We start from the raw sequence: 16036 nt of genomic DNA on the forward strand, positions 1-16036 counted from the left end.
ATAATGAAAGCAATTATTCTAGCGGGTGGTTTAGGCACCCGGATCAGCGAAGAGTCTCATCTTCGACCTAAACCCATGATTGAAATTGGTGGTAAACCGATCCTTTGGCATATTATGAAAATATATTCTCACTATGGTGTTAATGATTTTATAATATGCCTTGGTTATAAAGGCTATGTGATAAAAGAATACTTCGCAAATTATTTTTTACATATGTCTGATGTCACGTTTGATATGCCGAATAATCGAATGGAGGTCCATCATAACCATGTAGAACCCTGGCGAGTGACATTAGTCGACACCGGTGAAGATACGCTTACAGGTGGACGATTGCGGCGTGTCGAAGAGTATGTGAAAGGTGAATCGGCTTTTTGCTTTACCTATGGTGATGGTCTCAGCAATATTGATATTGGAAAACTGATAGAGTTTCACCATAGCCACGGCAAGCTGGCGACTGTTACCGCTGTTTCACCGCCAGGTCGTTATGGGGCTTTGACTCGAGACGGAAATTTGGTGACAGGTTTTTCTGAAAAACCGCGCGGTGATGGGGGCCTGATTAATGGCGGTTTTTTTGTGCTTTCTCCTGACGTGTTCAAGTTGTTGGATAGCGACCACTGTAGCTGGGAAGGAGAACCTTTGGTTGAGTTGGCCGATATGTCGCAGTTGATGTCATTTGAGCATCAAGGTTTTTGGCAGCCGATGGATACGTTGCGCGAGAAAAATCAACTGGAGGAGCTATGGGCCAGTCACAAGGCTCCCTGGAGGGTTTGGGAATGAGACGAGGTCTCGATGCATCCTTTTGGTCAGGAAAGAGAGTGCTCGTTACCGGGCATACAGGGTTTAAGGGGAGTTGGCTGACTATATGGTTGCATCGCCTCGGGGCGGATGTGACGGGAATTAGCTTGCTGCCCCATTCAACGCCAAATCTGTTCGAGGCTGCAGAGGTTGCGAAGATATGTCGACACCATATTTGTGATGTCTGTGCACCGGAACATTTCGTGCCACTGGTTCAGGAATCGCAACCTGAAGTGGTATTCCATCTGGCGGCGCAGTCATTAGTGCGCGAGGGGTATCGTGAGCCTGCGCGGACATTTGAAACCAATTTGATGGGGTCTGTTTATCTATTAGAAGCGCTCCGTACGTTGGATTCGGTTAAGAGCGTTGTCATGGTGACCACGGATAAAGTCTATTACAACCAGGAGTCCATCTGGCCGTATCGCGAGACCGACCTATTGGGAGGACATGATCCCTATAGTGCGAGTAAGGCGGCCAGCGAACTGGTTATTACCAGTTATCGTGATGCTTTTCTGGCAGCACGAGGCGTTGCGATTGCAACCGCGCGAGCAGGCAATGTTATCGGTGGAGGGGACTGGTCCGTCGATCGTTTGATTCCTGACGCAATACGGGCCTGGCAAGGCGGTCAGACTTTATCCATTCGGCGCCCTGAGGCTGTTCGGCCGTGGCAGCATGTCTTGGAGCCTGTTGCTGCCTATATGGTGTTGGCACAACGTCTGTATCAAGAGCCTCGGTTGGCGGGGGCTTATAACTTTGGTCCAGATAGCCGGGATGCTGCGAGTGTGGCGCAGGTGGTGGATTTGGCGGCTTTAAGTTATGGGCTCAGTCATAAGGCTTGGCGTTTGGTGGGTGAACCAGGCCCTCATGAGACCAGTTGGCTGGCGCTGGAGACAGCCAAGGCGCGACATACTCTGAACATTTCACCTCGGTGGTCATTGCCACAGGCCGTTGAGAAGACCATGTCTTGGTATCGCGACTGGTATCAGGGGGGGAGGGCCCGAGACTTGTGTGAGCAACAAATTAAAGCCTACGAGGCTCAGCCATGAATCGTTTTACCCTATTGTCAGAGCCGCTTGGTGCCAGATTGTTGCAGCGTGAAGTGCATGGTGACTCACGCGGTGCTTTGAGCAGACTCTTCTGTGTCGAAGAGTTGTTTGTGCTGGGGTGGGGGGCATGCGTGGCACAGGTCAATCTGACATGTACGTCCCGTTGCGGCACTGTCCGTGGTCTTCACTTCCAATATCCACCGCATGCCGAGAAAAAGTTGGTGACTTGTACTCGAGGTCGGGTTTGGGACGTAATTGTCGACATTCGGGCTGGTTCACCGACTTTTCTGATGTGGCATGCGGAGGAGCTTTCGGGTGATAACCATCGTTCTTTGCTGATTCCAGAAGGATTTGCGCACGGTTTTCAGGCTCTGAGTGATGATGTCGAAATGCTTTATTGTCATTCGGCAGCCTATGTTGCAGCAGCAGAAGGAGGACTCGATCCGTTGGATCCGTATCTTCAGATTTCATGGCCGATGCCGATAACAGAAATCTCCGCACGAGATCGCCAGCATTCTGCATTAAACGACAGTTTTCAGGGAGTGATAGTTCGATGAGATGCCGACACTGCGGTACCCTGCTGGTCCATCGTTTTCTCGATCTGGGCTTTGCTCCGCCATCGAATGCCTATCTGTCTGCCAGCGATCTCTCCCGACCAGAAGTAACCTACCCATTACGCTTGTGCGTGTGTGACCGGTGCTGGCTGGTACAAACGGAGGATTTTGCTTCGGCAGATCAGCTTTTTTGTGCAGATTATGCATATTTTTCAAGTACATCGACCAGCTGGTTAGCTCATGCAGCCCGTTATTGTGCGCGTATGATTGACGAATTGTCTCTTACGTCCAAGAGTCATGTGGTTGAGATTGCAGCCAACGATGGGTATTTGCTGAAGAACTTTGTCGCCGCAGAGATTCCTTGCCTAGGAGTGGAACCTACCGCTGGTACTGCCGCTGCGGCTGAATCGCTGGATATTCCGATTATCCGGGAGTTTTTTGGTTCCGAGTTAGCTCAACAAATGAGAGGAAAAGGACAAGGGGCGGATCTACTGATCGGTAATAATGTTCTAGCTCATGTGCCGGATATCAATGATTTTTGTCGTGGCTTGAAGTATCTGCTTAATCCTGGTGGAACGCTGACGCTGGAGTTTCCTCATCTGCTGCAATTACTGCTGCAGGTTCAGTTTGATACGGTTTATCACGAGCATTTTTCGTATCTGTCGCTGCAGACGGTGCAGCGGATGTTGGCTTCGGTTGGCCTGAGAGTGTTTCATGTCGAGTCATTAGCGACCCATGGTGGAAGTTTACGGGTATTTGCCTGTCATGCCGATGAACAACGACCGGATACTCTGGCTGTCGCAGATTGTTTGTATCAGGAGGCTGTAGCTGGATTACATCAGTTGAACCTCTATCTGGAATTTCAAGCGCATGTGGACAGAGTAAAAAATTCACTACTTTCTTTCTTATTAACACAGTATCAAGCGGGGAAGACGGTGGCAGCCTATGGTGCTGCTGCTAAAGGCAATACATTGTTGAACTATGCCGGTATTCGTCCAGATCTGCTGCCCTATGTTTGCGATGCAGCCGGCTCGAAACAGGGGCGATTTATGCCTGGCAGCCATATTCCAATCTTGTCGCCAGAAGTACTGATGGCTAATCCACCAGATTTTGTCCTGATTTTACCTTGGAATTTGGCTGATGAAATCAGCCATCAATTGGCGCACCTGAGGGCAGCAGGAACTCGTTTTGTCGTTGCGGTTCCTCATCTGGAGTTCCTATGAGTGAGCGTATCTTATATACCAAACCATCTATCACCGAGCTAGAAATTGGCTACGCCACAGATGCGGCGACTAACGGATGGGGTGAGCGCTGTTACGAATATATTGACCGCTTTGAACTGCTTTTTCGTGACTATTTGGGGGTGAAATATGCGATTGCCACGTCAAGTTGTACCGGCGCCTTGCATATGGGGATGGCTGCGTTAGGAATAGGTGCTGGCGATGAAGTAATATTGGCTGATAGCAACTGGATTGCCAGTGTTGCACCCGTCGTCCATCTGGGGGCGACGCCTGTTTTTGTCGATATCTTGCCGGACTCTTGGTGCCTTGATCCTGAATTGGTTGAGGCGGCAATTACGCCACGCACCAAGGCCATCCTAGCAGTACATCTGTATGGTAATCTCTGCCATATGGATCAGTTGTTGGCTATTGGTGAGAGATATGGCATTCCGGTGATTGAAGATGCCGCTGAGGCGATTGGCTCTGTGTATCACGGACGGCGAGCTGGCTCCATGGGTTGTTTTGGTGCTTTCTCATTCCATGGAACCAAAACCCTGACTACTGGGGAGGGCGGCATGTTTGTTACCAACGATGCTGACCTCTATGAACGTGTGTTAACGCTCAGCAACCACGGCCGGGCTCGTGGACAGACTCGTCAGTTCTGGCCTGACGTTGTGGGTTATAAATACAAGATGTCGAACATTCAGGCTGCGATTGGCTGTGGCCAGATGGAACGAATCGAAGAGTTAGTTTCGCGGAAGAGATATATTTTAGATTGCTATCGGCGTGAATTATTGTGTGTCGATGGAGTCAAAATGAATCCAGAACCGAGCGGTACGATTAACGGTGCCTGGATGCCAACTATTCTGATTGAAAAATCAGGTTCGGAGGCAGTTGAACAGCTGAAATTTAAATTCAGCACTGAAAATATAGATGCGCGAGTATTTTTTCATCCATTGTCATCTCTGCCCATGTTCATGCAAAATAACTGTAATGCTCTCGCGAAATTTATATCTAAAAGTGCGCTAAATCTTCCAAGCTATCATGATATGAGCGATGAATCTCTAGAGAAAATCATCAAAATCATTCGTTCCGTGCTGAAGAGTAATTAGAGAGATGAATAATCAAAAAATTAGTCAGTTGTTATGTGAACACTATTCAAATACATTCATTAAGCATGGCCGAAACTCCAAAGGGGTTGATTGGGGTGATAATAAAAAAGGTCATTTATTGCGCCTTGAGAAAATGCTGAATGTCATAGATGTGACTAGTGTTTCAACCGCCAGCTCAATCTTGGATGTCGGCTGCGGATATGGAAGTTTGCTTGAGTTGATCAGACAAAAAAAAATGCCCGTAAAATACACTGGAATCGATATCAGTTTGCCCATGATTAATTCAGCAAAGAGCCTCCATCCTAACGATGAATGGAGGTGTATTGATATATTGAATGATTCGTGTTCTGGGCAATATGATTATGTCGTTTGCAATGGTATTTTGACGCAAAAACTGAATGTCAGTCATAAACTAATGGATCGCTATGCTCATGAACTAATAAAAAAAATGTTTAGCTTGTGTCGTGTTGGGATTGCCTTCAATGTCATGACAACCCATGTTAACTTTCAAGTTGATAATTTGTATTACCGAAACCCGGCGGAATTGCTCGCCTGGTGTATGAGTGAGTTATCATCGAAAGTTAGAATTGATCATTCTTATCCTTTATTCGAATACACTATTTATTTATATCGGGATGTGGATAATAAAGATAAGGATTGTGATATGAAATATAATTCGGCGATAAGTTCAGTATGATGCGGCTTGGTATTATTGCTTCAAGCGGTGGTTCTGTATTCGCGACAGGCATTAACTTGCTAAAGTCGTGTGGCTATGAAGTATCTGCATATGTGGTTACGGATCGTGAATGTGGGATAGAAAGAGCCTGTGACGAGTTAGGTGTCTCTTACACTAGAATAATTGATAATGATAATGTTGGCTTTTCATGTAAAGCCAGCCAGTGGTTATTTTTTGAAAATAATGTCGACTGGGTTTGTCTTTTTTTTACCAGGCTGATCAGCTCGTCGATATATTCATTTAAACCGTGCATAAATATACATCCTTCTTTGTTGCCTGCGTTTCCTGGATTTAACTCTCTGCAGCGGGCCTTTGAAAAAAAGGTCCGATTTGTTGGCGCAACAGCTCACTTTGTTGATGGAAGTACGGATGGTGGCGAGCTCGTGGCTCAAGTGGTTGGATCTGTAGTCAATATGCATGATATACAGCAATTAGAGCGGCTCTCTTTTGCGCAGAAGCTATATATATTTCTTGTTTTGTGTGAGTCAGTACTTCTGGATGGCGTTAGTTATTTATACAAGTCTAAAGACAACTTAAACACATACCCCGCGCATTCATGGAACAGCCAGTCTCTCAGGAGTAAAAAATTAGCAGATGCCTTCGAAGACTTTTTGAAAAGTGAGAAAATATATTGGATACGGTAATGGTCGATAACAAACGAGTTGTCATATCACAATCCATGTACTTCCCATGGGTTGGATTGCTTGAGCAAATCCGTCTAGCTGATATTTTTGTACACTATGATGATGTTCAGTTTTCTCGTGGTTTTTTCAACCGTGTACAAATTAAAACGTCAAGAGGCATTGTCTGGATGACTGTTCCTCTAAAAAAACATCATCAGAAAGAAAAAATAAATGAAATAGAAATTGACAACTCAATAGATTGGCAAAGACAACACAAAATCCTTCTCAAGGAGGCATTTTCATTTGCTCCCTATTGCCAAGATGTTATGGATATTGTAGATGGAGTTTTCTCTTTACCCTGTAATACATTAAATGACCTATCAAGACGTTCGACTATCGCATTGGCCGAGTACTTTGAACTCGTTCCATCCACTATTTTTTATGAATCTAGCCAATTAAATGTGTCCGGCAATAGCACTGACAGATTACTTGGAATTGTTAAAAGACTTGGTGGAAATATATATGTCACTGGGCACGGTGCTAAAAATTACTTAAACCATGAGCAATTTTTAACATCTGGTATTTCTGTTGAATATATGAACTATCAGAAAGCAGCATACCCCCAATTATTCGGAAACTTTACTCCTTACGTGTCAGCTCTTGATCTGATTGCAAATTGTGGGGCTCATGGGAAAAAATTTATCCATTCTGGAACTATACCTTGGCAGGAGTTTGCTGATGAATCATAATGATCTATTCAAAGAAGAAGTTGAGACAAATATTCGCTCTCTCGCGTCAGATATGGATCTACAAGCTTTATCAAGGATCTGGATTAGGGAGATAGCCCCCCATAAATGGTCATATAACTTTCGATGGATGGGAAGGCCTGCTATACAGTTTCCGAATGACGCATGGGCAATGCAGGAGTTGATTTGGGAAATACGTCCAGATCTTATTATTGAGACCGGCATTGCTCATGGTGGATCACTTATATTTAGTGCTTCGATGCTGGCACAACTAGATTTGTGCGAAGCCATTGAACGTGATGAAAAATTTGATGCTAAACGATCAGAACGGAAAGTCATTGGAATTGATATTGATATTCGGAGTCATAATCGAGAAGCGATTGAAAAACATCCAATGTCATCAAGGATTCACATGATTCAAGGATCAAGTACGGATGAAAAGGTGATTTCTGAAGTCAGAGAGCTTGCACGGAAATATAACAGAGTACTCGTTTGTCTAGATAGCAACCATACGCATGACCATGTTCTTGCCGAGTTAAACGCGTATGCATCATTGGTCAGCGTCGGTAGTTACTGTGTTGTATTTGATACCATCATTGAAGATATGCCAGATAGTCTGTTTCCAGACCGACCGTGGGGGAAAGGTAATAATCCTAAAACAGCTGTTTTCGAGTTTATGAAAAACTGCTCTGATTTTTGTATCGACGAGAATATTGCCCATAAGCTGCTTATAACTGTAGCTCCAAGTGGATTTTTGAAGCGACTCAAATAATCAGCGACACTACAACATCAGATATAAAATACAGGAGCTATATGTATAAAAGAATTTATTTCGACATTTCTGGGGTTTGTAATGCACACTGTCGATATTGTGTGAGTGGTAAAGATTCAATATCTGGCTCTGAACATCGTAAGCAGGGAAAGTTTATCGATATTGATACCTTTTCTGGGGCCATCACTCATATGCTGAGCAAAAAAATAATTGCTCCTGACTGTGAAGTTATTCTATATAGCTGGGGGGAGCCATTCTTACACAAAGATCTAAAAATGATAATAGATATTTTAAATCGCAATGAGCTATTTTATAGCCTCAGTACTAATGCATCTATATGTATATCATTTAATGAGGAACAGATATCTCGTCTAAAAAATATAACCTTTTCAATGCCTGGCTTTAGTCAGGACTCATACGATAGGATTCATGGTTTCAAATTTGACAGGATCAAAAACAATATCTCTGATATGGTTTTATCTCTTCGTTCTAGTCGCTATACAGGCCCCATAAATCTTGCTTATCATATATACAAGTTTAATCTGCATGAAATAAGCTTGGCAGCAAATTTTGCAAAGGAAGTTTGCATAAATTTCGTTCCGTCACTTGCATATTTAAATGGTTACAACATGTTTCGCCACTTTCTGACAAAGGCTATGAAACCTAACCAAATTGAGGTGATTTCGACGGAAGTTTTCACAGAACATCTGGGGAAGATGCAGCGACAAAGACCTACCGATTATATTTGCCCACAATTCGAACGACTTTCGATCGATGAAAGCTGCAATGTACTTATGTGTTGCGGGATGGAAAAAACATGTGGCGATAGGGGACTCGTTGGTGATTTATTTAAGATGGATTTCAACGACATCCAAGAACGAAAGAGAGAGATGACCATTTGTGATGAATGTACATCCCTTGCTATTGATTATATAGGCCATAATTCGATTGGGATTATTGATTTCCTCAGGCTGTATGGCGAGTTGTTCAGCATTGTTGATTACGATAGCAACGAGAAACAGATGGGGGGGGATATATATGTGTATGGCACGGGTGAAACTGCCGATGCCTTATTTGGCTCATTTTTGAACAATAAATTGTTTAATGTGAATGGTGTAATTCATGGGCAGTCTGTAGAAAAAAATATATTTTTTAGAGGTCATAAAGTTGAAAATATTGATGTGCTAAAAAATAATCCAAGTCAAAAAGTATTAATAGCTTCGTTGTCATCCAAGTCAATCGATGAGATATATCATATGCTTCGTCGTGAATTTAAAATAACTAACCCTATTATAAAATTCGAAATCAACATATAGTTTTCATATTTTTGATGGTATTCGACTTATTTGGATTTGATATTTTTCAAATGGTATATGACCTTCTCCTGTTGCTTGGTCAAATCGGGATAGATAGGGATTGATATACTTTGTTGATAAAATATTTCGGATGTTGGGTTTTTTTTGATTACCATATGGTGAAATGGTTGAGAATAGATTGGCATGTAGTGCACATTAACTCCGAGTCCTGCAGAACGCAGTTGTTCAAAAAAAACCTTTCGATCATCTGCGGGTATCTTTATTACAAACAGATGCCATGCCGAGAGACGCCCCTCTCGGTTGGCTAGGATCTCAAGCCCCAGGCTAGGCAGTTTGGCCTGATAACGTGCGGCAATGGTGCGGCGCTTGGTCAGAAATTCCTCCAAGCGTACCATCTGGCTCACCCCCAGTGCAGCCTGAATGTCGGTCATGCGGTAGTTGAAGCCGAGCATCTGCTGCTCGTAGTACCAGGGGCCATCCGGTTCATTGATGAAGTCTTCCGGTTCGCGGGTGATGCCGTGGCTGCGGAGCATGCGCATCGTCTTGGCGAGCACAGGGTCGTTGGTCATGGCCATCCCCCCTTCACCGGTGGTGATGATCTTCACCGGGTGGAAGCTGAAAACGGTTATATCGCTGTAGCGACCATTACCGGTTGGTTCATCGTGATAGCGAGCTCCCAAGGCGTGGCAGGCATCTTCGATGATCCGAAAGCCATACTCTTGTCCCAGGCGGCGGATCTCCTGCATGTCGCAGGGGAGGCCGGCAAAGTGCACCGGGATAACGACTTTGGGCAACTTACCCGCCGCTTTAGCAACAATTAGTTTCTTTTCCAGCTCCAAGGCGCACATGTTGCCGGTATCTGGCTCAATATCGACGAAGTCGACTTGTGCACCGCAGTAGAGAGCACAGTTGGCGGATGCAACAAAGCTGATGGGGGATGTCCAGACCCAGTCGCCGGGGCCAACGCCAAGTGCCAGACAGGCGATATGCAGTGCTGCTGTACCTGAATTGACCGCAACCCCGAATTTAGCGCCACAGTAATCGGCTACTGCTTGCTCAAAGCGGGGGACAACGGGCCCCTGGGTCAGAAAGTTGGACTTGAGAACATCCACAACAGCATCGATATCTGCCTGGCTGATGGATTGGCGGCCATAAGGGATCATTCAGCACTCCCCTTTTGGTTCATTTTCAAAAGCTGTTCAATGGTAAAAAAGTGAGGGTTGCTGCGAGAGTTATATTCGAAGCCCTGTTCTACCATTTTTCCTTTTTCGCCCGCCGCTGTTTTGGAGAAATCGTTGTTGCGATTATTGAAGTTGATGGTTGGGCCAATCACGAAGAAGTCATCAAACTCGAAGGTGTGATAAGAGTCATCGGCAGGACACATCACTTCATGGAGCTTCTCTCCCGGACGAATACCGATGATCTTGTGTGGCAGGTGAGGGGCCATGGCGCTGGCGAGCTCGGTAATACGGACCGATGGCAATTTTGGAACAAAAATCTCTCCTCCTTTCATGCGGCCAAAATTGTCCAGCACGAAATCCACCCCTTGCTGCAAGGTGATCCAGAAACGCGTCATCTCCTCATGGGTGATGGGCAACGCATCTGCACCCTGGTCAATCAGCTTCTGGAAGAAGGGGACGACAGAGCCGCGAGAACCCACCACGTTACCGTAACGAACCACTGCAAAACGGGTGGGATCCTGCCCCGCGATATTGTTTGCTGCCACGAAGAGCTTGTCTGATGCCAGTTTGGTGGCACCGTAGAGATTGATTGGATTGGCAGCTTTGTCAGTGGAGAGGGCAATAACTTTTTTGACTTGATTGAGCAAAGCGGCCTGGATGACGTTCTCAGCACCATGGATATTGGTCTTAATACACTCCATGGGGTTGTATTCAGCGGCTGGAACCTGTTTCAGTGCTGCTGCATGAACCACGTAATCGACGCCACGCATTGCCATGGTGAGCCGGTTGGCGTCTCGGACATCACCGATAAAATAGCGCATGCAGGGGTCGTTAAACTCCTGCTGCATCTCGAACTGTTTCAGTTCGTCACGAGAATAGATGATGAGCCGTTTCGGCTTATAACGTTCCAGTACTGTCTTGACCAATCGTTGGCCAAACGAGCCGGTGCCACCTGTGATCAGTAGCGTTTTATCGTTGAACATTGTGGGCATCTCGTCATAAAAACAGTAGATGAATCATATGCTAGCAAATAAAGTACCAGCTTTTTTGGCAAAGAGTGTGATCCATTCACAAAAACAGTTTTAAAGATTTGGGCGCACCAGACCACCTCGGATTGGCTCGCATTAGTAGAGCTTTATCAAGATGTGCTGGAGCTCTGCGTGCTTAGCTGAATAGCTTGGCAAACCTCTTCAACCCCCTTGAGGGCTCTTGGGGTGAAGCGGTGCAGTTCATCCGAGTTGATTAAATCGAGTCGTTGATGCTGCACCGCATTGAGATTGGGCCACTTCTGCCAGTGACGCAGGGCGTCAGGATCTTGACTCCCTGCCAGGATCAGCGCGGGGTTCGCTCTGATCACCTGTTCCATGTCCACTTGAGGGTAGGGGGTCTTGGCATTCGCCATGACGTTGATCCCGCCGCAGAATTCGATGGCCTGAGCAGGCCAGGCATTGCCACTGACGCTGGTGAGCGGAGGGTACCAGAGCTGGTAGAACACCTTGACGCCGGTTGGTTGGCCATAGCGCTGTTGTAGCTCATGCAGGCGCGCCAGATAGCGCTCGGCGGCCTCGTTAGCACTCTTTTCCACACCCAGCAATTTGCCCAGCGCCCGCATCTCGGTGGCCAGCGATGCAAAATCGGTAGGCTCCGAGTAGAAGATCGGGATCCCGAGCTGTTCCAGCGGGGCCAGCATGCGAGACTGGGCCGAGCGCCAGCCGAGGATCAAGTCCGGCTTTTGCGCCAGCACTGCCTCGACATTGATGCTGCGATAATTCGCTACCTTTGGCTTGGTTTTGACCTCGGCTGGGTAGTCGGATGCATCGTCAATGGCCACCAGTTTGTCGCCGGCACCGATGTCATAAAGCAGTTCGGTCAGGTGAGGAACAACGCTCACCACCCGGGTCGGTGTGGCGGCAAGCAGGGCACCGGGCAACCAGGCAAGCAGCACGCAGGGCAGCCAGACAGCCAAGCGCAACACTCTACCCATGAAATAACCCCGCTACCGTGACAACCAGCGCCAGTATCAACCAGCCCCAGCCGCACCCTTGCAGAATGTTGAGCACCTTGCGCGGTGTCTCGCTATCTGGATCAGCACCAGTGCCGATGACGGGCCAACGCTGGAGAGCCCCCTGATAGTAGCGAGGGCCACCAAGTCGGATCCGGCACTTGTCTACCAGCAGAGTGAGCAGCATCCCCATGGCGGGATAGGGCCAGAGCGCGCCACTGCGCAGCAGCTGTGCTGCCTGTTTGAGACGGCTTGCCAGCAGTGGCAGCCCCAGCAGCAAAATGACGGAGGCATTGAGCACCTGATAGAGGGCACTGGCGGCGTGACCAAAGTGGTCGAAGGCGGGGTCTTTGCGACTCCAGCTCTGATTCATCAGCTGTACCAGCCGCCAGAGCAGGGCGCCCTGTACGCCAGCCAGGGCATATCCCAGCAGCGGGCCAGCCCATTGGCCGACCAGACGCAGGGCGCTGCTCTCCGTCACCGCTTTGGCGAGCCCCATGGTCGAGAGTTTGCCGGTCTCCCGCTTAAGCCAGGGGGCAGACTGCAATCTCGCCAGCGGCAGGGTCTCCTGGGTGGCGAGCGAGCGGGTGGCATGGGAGAGTTCGCGCAGCGGACGGGATTCGAGCATCAGCAGCAAGAACAGCAGGTCGAAGAGCGGCTCGCTCAGGGCCAGATTGCGAAGCGACCAGAGCCCGGTTGCGCAGGGGAGCCAGACTACCAGCATTGCCAGCAGGCCGGCCTGCATTTGCTGGCCGGGTGAACCATCGGGTCTGTGTACCTTGTGCCCCAGCCGGGTCAGCAGGGGCGTGACGGCCGAAAGACGCAGATGGGATGGCCACGGGATCACCGCCTCCAGCAGGGCAGCACCTACCAGAATGGCCGCCGTCGTCGAGAGGAGGGCGTCGGCCATCAAATCAAGCGAGCCGGTCTCGATCACAGCTTGCCGAGCATCTTGATGATCACTTCGGCGGAGTGCTTGCCGGCCACTTCGATAAAGGCATCGAAGGATTCAACCTGTTCCTTGCCAGCGATATCGGACATGGCGCGCACCACCAGATAGGGCACTTTGAACATGTGGCACACCTGACCGATGGCGGCACCTTCCATCTCGACCGCCAGCATCTGCGGGAAGTCGGCGCGAGCCTTGGCGATGGCGTCCGGTTTGCACATGAACTGATCGCCGGTGCAGATTAGGCCGACCTTGGTCTGGTGCTTGCCCTGCTCGGCGATGCAATCCTGAGCGACCGCGATGAGCTTCTCGTCGCAGGGGAAGGCGGCGGGTTGTTGCGCCATCTGGCCCATCTCGTAACCAAAGGCGGTCACGTCGACATCGTGGAAACGCATCTCGCTGGCGATCACCACATCACCGATATGCAGGTCCTGGGCAAAGCCGCCCGCAGAGCCGGTATTGATGACGCAGTCGGGGGCAAACTTTTCCAGCAGCAGGCTGGTGGCCACGCTGGCGGCGACCTTACCGATACCGGAGCGGGTCAGGATCACCTCTTTGCCTGCCAGCTCCCCTTGATAGAACTCGCAGCCGCCCAGTTGCAGGGTGGTGGGGTTGCTCATCTGGCTGCGCAGCAGGGCCACTTCTTGCTCCATGGCGCCGATAATACCTACTTTCATTGCTGACCTCGTCTTGATAGCCGTGTGGCTGAATTTAAGTTGCTGTAGATCATAACAAAAGATGGCGTCGGCGCCGAGAGGCACAAGCGAAAGGAGAGATGAAGCGCGGCGCTCCATATGGGAGCGCCGCAGGTGACAAAAAGCATTGATGAGGAGGGGAGAGTGCCTTTAGCCGAGCGCAGTATCGAGGGTCATCATCAGGGCAAAGCCTGCCATCAGACCGAGGGTGGCATAGGTCTGGTGACCGTTGCGGTGAGTCTCCGGGATCACCTCGTGCGAGACCACAAACAGCATGGCGCCGGCGGCGAGCCCAAGTCCGATGGGGTAGGCGATGGCAAGGCCACTGGAGAGCCCCACTCCGAGCAGGGCGCCAACCGGTTCGAGCAGGCCGCTGGCGATGGCAACCAGCACCGCGACAGAGGGGCGAAAACCGGCGGCGCACATGGCCAGCGCCACCGCCAATCCTTCCGGAATATCCTGTAGTGCGATGGCAGTGGTAAGCGGCAGCCCCACCGACATATCCCCCTGCGAGAAGCTCACCCCGATGGCCATCCCCTCCGGCAGGTTGTGCAGGGCGATGGCAAAGACGAACAGCCAGACCCGGGAGCAGCTCTCGTGGCCGGGGCCGCAGGGGCCGGTTTTGTCATGCTCGTGCGGGGTGAACTGATCCAGCCCCAGCATCAACAGCACCCCGAGGGTCATGCCGACAACCACCACGGCGGCGGCGCTAAAGCCGTTGCCGGTGATCCCCTCGGCAGCCTCTAGCCCCGGCAGCAGCAGGGAGAAGGCGCTGGCCGCCAGCATCATGCCTGCGGCAAAGCCGAGCATGGTGTCCTCCACTTTTTGCGGTACCGAGCGTAGAAACAGAGCGGGCAGGGCGCCGATGGCGGTGGCGGCAAACCCGGCGGCACCACCTATCAGGCCATAGCGCACGCCGCTGGTCACCTCGCCGGTAGCGAGCATGATGAGACTCTGCAACAGCAGCAACAAGACGGCAGCCAGCGCGATAAAGAGGCCGAGAGCAGTGAGCGGGCGGCTTTGCATCTGGCTGCGCAGTTGCTGTGACCAGGATAACGGAGGAAGAGCTGAGAGATGGTCCATGGCATGACCTCAAGGTGTGCAAAGTGGATGGTGGCATTACATCGATTAGGCCGCCCCTTGTCCATGTCTGCAGGGCGATTGCCGCTATCTGAAAATCTGGAAAGAGTTTATCCAGGCAACCACATGGGAACTCTTATCGGTAGCCAAAGGCGGGGGGCAAGAGGGGTTGTCTGCAAATGGCTGAAGTGGATGTTGAGAGGCAAGTGGGGATGCATCGCGAACTCTTTTAAATCAGCTGTAGATGTCTGCCTTGGTGTTCGGATAACAGATACAAGAAAACCGGCTTGCGCCGGTTTTGTTATCTGTCTGCTCGAAGGCTGGCTTATTTCGCCAGGGACTCCGGCAGCTCTTCACGGATCTTGCCGAGCATCTCTTTCAGGACACGCGGGTTGGCAACCACGATGTTGCCGGAGTTTTCGTAGTTGTGACCACCTACGAAGTCGGTGACGATGGCGCCAGCTTCTTTGGCCAGCAGTTCACCGGCAGCGGTGTCCCAGGGCTTGAGGCCGATTTCCCAGAAACCGTCGACGCGACCGGCAGCCACGTAGGCCAGATCCAGTGCGGCAGAGCCGGAGCGACGGATGTCGGCACATTCGATGAACATGCTCTGGAACATCTTCAGGTAGGACTCGATGTGGTGCTTTTGCTTGTAGGGGAAACCGGTCGCCAGCACGGTGCCAGCCAGCTCTTTGGCTTTGCCGACACGAATGCGGTAGCCGTTCAGCTGGGCGCCGCTACCACGGGTAGCAGTAAACAGCTCGTCACGGATGGGATCGTAAACAACGGCTTGTTCAGTCTTGCCCTTGACACGCAGGGCGATGGAGACGGCAAAGTGCGGAATGCCTTTGACCAGGTTGGTCGTGCCATCCAGTGGGTCAATGATCCATTGATAGTCCGGATTGGTACCGGCAATCTCACCAGACTCTTCAGCAACAATGCTGTGCTCCGGGTAAGATTTTTTGATGGTGTGAATGATGGCCGCTTCGGCTTCACGGTCAACGTTGGTCACGAAGTCATTGCTGCCTTTTTGGATAGCCTCAATGTTCTCGGGCTGGGAGAAGGCTTTTACTACAACTTGACCGGCGTTGCGCGCAGCGCGCACGGCGATATTCAGCATCGGATGCATAGGTTCACCACTGGATGTTAAAGAACGGGGGACAAAAGGACGCGGTATAGTACCAGTATTTTGTGCGATGGCAACTGTTA

General features: G+C 49.7%; 17 protein-coding genes. 10 read left to right on the forward strand and 7 right to left on the reverse strand.

Going from position 1 to position 16036, the window contains the following annotated elements:
* Positions 1-3: 3 nt before the first annotated feature.
* Genes rfbF through G5171_RS00240 form a run of 10 tightly spaced genes read left to right on the forward strand, consistent with a single transcriptional unit; the run spans position 4 to position 8920 of the window.
* A complete protein-coding gene (rfbF, locus tag G5171_RS00195; protein ID WP_216978533.1) occupies positions 4-777 on the forward strand; it encodes a glucose-1-phosphate cytidylyltransferase in 774 nt (257 codons plus the stop codon).
* The gene (rfbG, locus tag G5171_RS00200; protein WP_319890029.1) at positions 738-1841 is read left to right on the forward strand and encodes a CDP-glucose 4,6-dehydratase; all 1104 of its coding nucleotides are present in this window, start codon (positions 738-740) and stop codon (positions 1839-1841) included. The genes rfbF and rfbG overlap by 40 nt, the downstream gene beginning before the upstream one ends.
* Positions 1838-2398 (forward strand): dTDP-4-dehydrorhamnose 3,5-epimerase family protein, encoded by a 561-nt coding sequence (locus G5171_RS00205; protein WP_216978535.1) that lies wholly within the window; start codon positions 1838-1840, stop codon positions 2396-2398. Before rfbG ends, G5171_RS00205 begins: the two co-directional genes overlap by 4 nt.
* Complete coding sequence (locus G5171_RS00210) at positions 2395-3618, forward strand: class I SAM-dependent methyltransferase (protein ID WP_144715574.1); 1224 nt, start codon at positions 2395-2397, stop codon at positions 3616-3618. Before G5171_RS00205 ends, G5171_RS00210 begins: the two co-directional genes overlap by 4 nt.
* Positions 3615-4727 (forward strand): DegT/DnrJ/EryC1/StrS family aminotransferase, encoded by a 1113-nt coding sequence (locus tag G5171_RS00215; protein ID WP_144715576.1) that lies wholly within the window; start codon positions 3615-3617, stop codon positions 4725-4727. Before G5171_RS00210 ends, G5171_RS00215 begins: the two co-directional genes overlap by 4 nt.
* A gap of 4 nt (positions 4728-4731) precedes the next feature.
* Positions 4732-5424 carry a class I SAM-dependent methyltransferase gene (locus tag G5171_RS00220; RefSeq protein ID WP_421250307.1) on the forward strand — a complete coding sequence of 231 codons (693 nt, stop codon included), beginning with the start codon at positions 4732-4734 and terminating at the stop codon, positions 5422-5424.
* Positions 5421-6107, forward strand: a complete 687-nt coding sequence (locus tag G5171_RS00225; RefSeq protein ID WP_216978537.1) for a formyltransferase family protein — start codon at positions 5421-5423, stop codon at positions 6105-6107. Before G5171_RS00220 ends, G5171_RS00225 begins: the two co-directional genes overlap by 4 nt.
* The gene (locus G5171_RS00230) at positions 6107-6835 is read left to right on the forward strand and encodes a WbqC family protein (RefSeq protein WP_216978538.1); all 729 of its coding nucleotides are present in this window, start codon (positions 6107-6109) and stop codon (positions 6833-6835) included. Before G5171_RS00225 ends, G5171_RS00230 begins: the two co-directional genes overlap by 1 nt.
* Positions 6825-7604 (forward strand): cephalosporin hydroxylase family protein, encoded by a 780-nt coding sequence (locus tag G5171_RS00235; RefSeq protein ID WP_144715584.1) that lies wholly within the window; start codon positions 6825-6827, stop codon positions 7602-7604. Before G5171_RS00230 ends, G5171_RS00235 begins: the two co-directional genes overlap by 11 nt.
* A gap of 41 nt (positions 7605-7645) precedes the next feature.
* On the forward strand, positions 7646-8920 hold the full coding sequence (locus tag G5171_RS00240) for a radical SAM protein (protein ID WP_216978539.1): 1275 nt from the start codon (positions 7646-7648) through the stop codon (positions 8918-8920).
* Positions 8921-8946: 26 nt separating this feature from the next.
* Here the strand turns inward: G5171_RS00240 and pseC are convergent, their stop codons facing one another.
* The 7 genes from pseC to suhB all read right to left on the reverse strand — a co-directional run bounded on the left by pseC (position 8947) and on the right by suhB (position 15956).
* On the reverse strand, positions 8947-10083 hold the full coding sequence (gene pseC / locus G5171_RS00245) for a UDP-4-amino-4,6-dideoxy-N-acetyl-beta-L-altrosamine transaminase (protein ID WP_421259646.1): 1137 nt from the start codon (positions 10081-10083) through the stop codon (positions 8947-8949).
* Positions 10080-11084, reverse strand: coding sequence for a UDP-N-acetylglucosamine 4,6-dehydratase (inverting) (pseB, locus tag G5171_RS00250; RefSeq protein ID WP_005346596.1), 1005 nt, complete (start codon positions 11082-11084; stop codon positions 10080-10082). The genes pseC and pseB overlap by 4 nt, the downstream gene beginning before the upstream one ends.
* A gap of 155 nt (positions 11085-11239) precedes the next feature.
* The gene (locus G5171_RS00255) at positions 11240-12085 is read right to left on the reverse strand and encodes a cobalamin-binding protein (RefSeq protein ID WP_421243763.1); all 846 of its coding nucleotides are present in this window, start codon (positions 12083-12085) and stop codon (positions 11240-11242) included.
* Positions 12078-13040, reverse strand: coding sequence for a cobalamin biosynthesis protein CobD/CbiB (locus tag G5171_RS00260; protein WP_421259647.1), 963 nt, complete (start codon positions 13038-13040; stop codon positions 12078-12080). Before G5171_RS00260 ends, G5171_RS00255 begins: the two co-directional genes overlap by 8 nt.
* Positions 13037-13729 carry a 5'-methylthioadenosine/S-adenosylhomocysteine nucleosidase gene (gene mtnN / locus G5171_RS00265; RefSeq protein WP_021230869.1) on the reverse strand — a complete coding sequence of 231 codons (693 nt, stop codon included), beginning with the start codon at positions 13727-13729 and terminating at the stop codon, positions 13037-13039. Before mtnN ends, G5171_RS00260 begins: the two co-directional genes overlap by 4 nt.
* 168 nt (positions 13730-13897) lie before the next feature.
* Positions 13898-14830, reverse strand: a complete 933-nt coding sequence (locus tag G5171_RS00270) for a ZIP family metal transporter (RefSeq protein ID WP_005361496.1) — start codon at positions 14828-14830, stop codon at positions 13898-13900.
* A gap of 322 nt (positions 14831-15152) precedes the next feature.
* Complete coding sequence (suhB, locus tag G5171_RS00275) at positions 15153-15956, reverse strand: inositol-1-monophosphatase (RefSeq protein WP_005352992.1); 804 nt, start codon at positions 15954-15956, stop codon at positions 15153-15155.
* Positions 15957-16036: the final 80 nt, after the last annotated feature.

The sequence above is a fragment of the Aeromonas sp. 600774 genome (assembly GCF_049175075.1).
Lineage (GTDB): Bacteria > Pseudomonadota > Gammaproteobacteria > Enterobacterales > Aeromonadaceae > Aeromonas > Aeromonas veronii_A.

Bases quoted from the DNA above. Each gene is read 5' to 3' on its own strand.
- G5171_RS00270 (WP_005361496.1), bottom strand. From the start codon at position 14,830: ATGGACCATCTCTCAGCTCTTCCTCCGTTATCCTGGTCACAGCAACTG.
- pseC (WP_421259646.1), bottom strand. From the start codon at position 10,083: ATGATCCCTTATGGCCGCCAATCCATCAGCCAGGCAGATATCGATGCT.
- rfbG (WP_319890029.1), top strand. From the start codon at position 738: ATGGGCCAGTCACAAGGCTCCCTGGAGGGTTTGGGAATGAGACGAGGT.
- G5171_RS00210 (WP_144715574.1), top strand. From the start codon at position 2,395: ATGAGATGCCGACACTGCGGTACCCTGCTGGTCCATCGTTTTCTCGAT.
- G5171_RS00215 (WP_144715576.1), top strand. From the start codon at position 3,615: ATGAGTGAGCGTATCTTATATACCAAACCATCTATCACCGAGCTAGAA.
- G5171_RS00255 (WP_421243763.1), bottom strand. From the start codon at position 12,085: ATGGGTAGAGTGTTGCGCTTGGCTGTCTGGCTGCCCTGCGTGCTGCTT.
- rfbF (WP_216978533.1), top strand. From the start codon at position 4: ATGAAAGCAATTATTCTAGCGGGTGGTTTAGGCACCCGGATCAGCGAA.
- G5171_RS00235 (WP_144715584.1), top strand. From the start codon at position 6,825: ATGAATCATAATGATCTATTCAAAGAAGAAGTTGAGACAAATATTCGC.
- G5171_RS00230 (WP_216978538.1), top strand. From the start codon at position 6,107: ATGGTCGATAACAAACGAGTTGTCATATCACAATCCATGTACTTCCCA.
- G5171_RS00225 (WP_216978537.1), top strand. From the start codon at position 5,421: ATGATGCGGCTTGGTATTATTGCTTCAAGCGGTGGTTCTGTATTCGCG.
- pseB (WP_005346596.1), bottom strand. From the start codon at position 11,084: ATGTTCAACGATAAAACGCTACTGATCACAGGTGGCACCGGCTCGTTT.
- mtnN (WP_021230869.1), bottom strand. From the start codon at position 13,729: ATGAAAGTAGGTATTATCGGCGCCATGGAGCAAGAAGTGGCCCTGCTG.
- G5171_RS00205 (WP_216978535.1), top strand. From the start codon at position 1,838: ATGAATCGTTTTACCCTATTGTCAGAGCCGCTTGGTGCCAGATTGTTG.
- G5171_RS00220 (WP_421250307.1), top strand. From the start codon at position 4,732: ATGAATAATCAAAAAATTAGTCAGTTGTTATGTGAACACTATTCAAAT.
- G5171_RS00240 (WP_216978539.1), top strand. From the start codon at position 7,646: ATGTATAAAAGAATTTATTTCGACATTTCTGGGGTTTGTAATGCACAC.
- suhB (WP_005352992.1), bottom strand. From the start codon at position 15,956: ATGCATCCGATGCTGAATATCGCCGTGCGCGCTGCGCGCAACGCCGGT.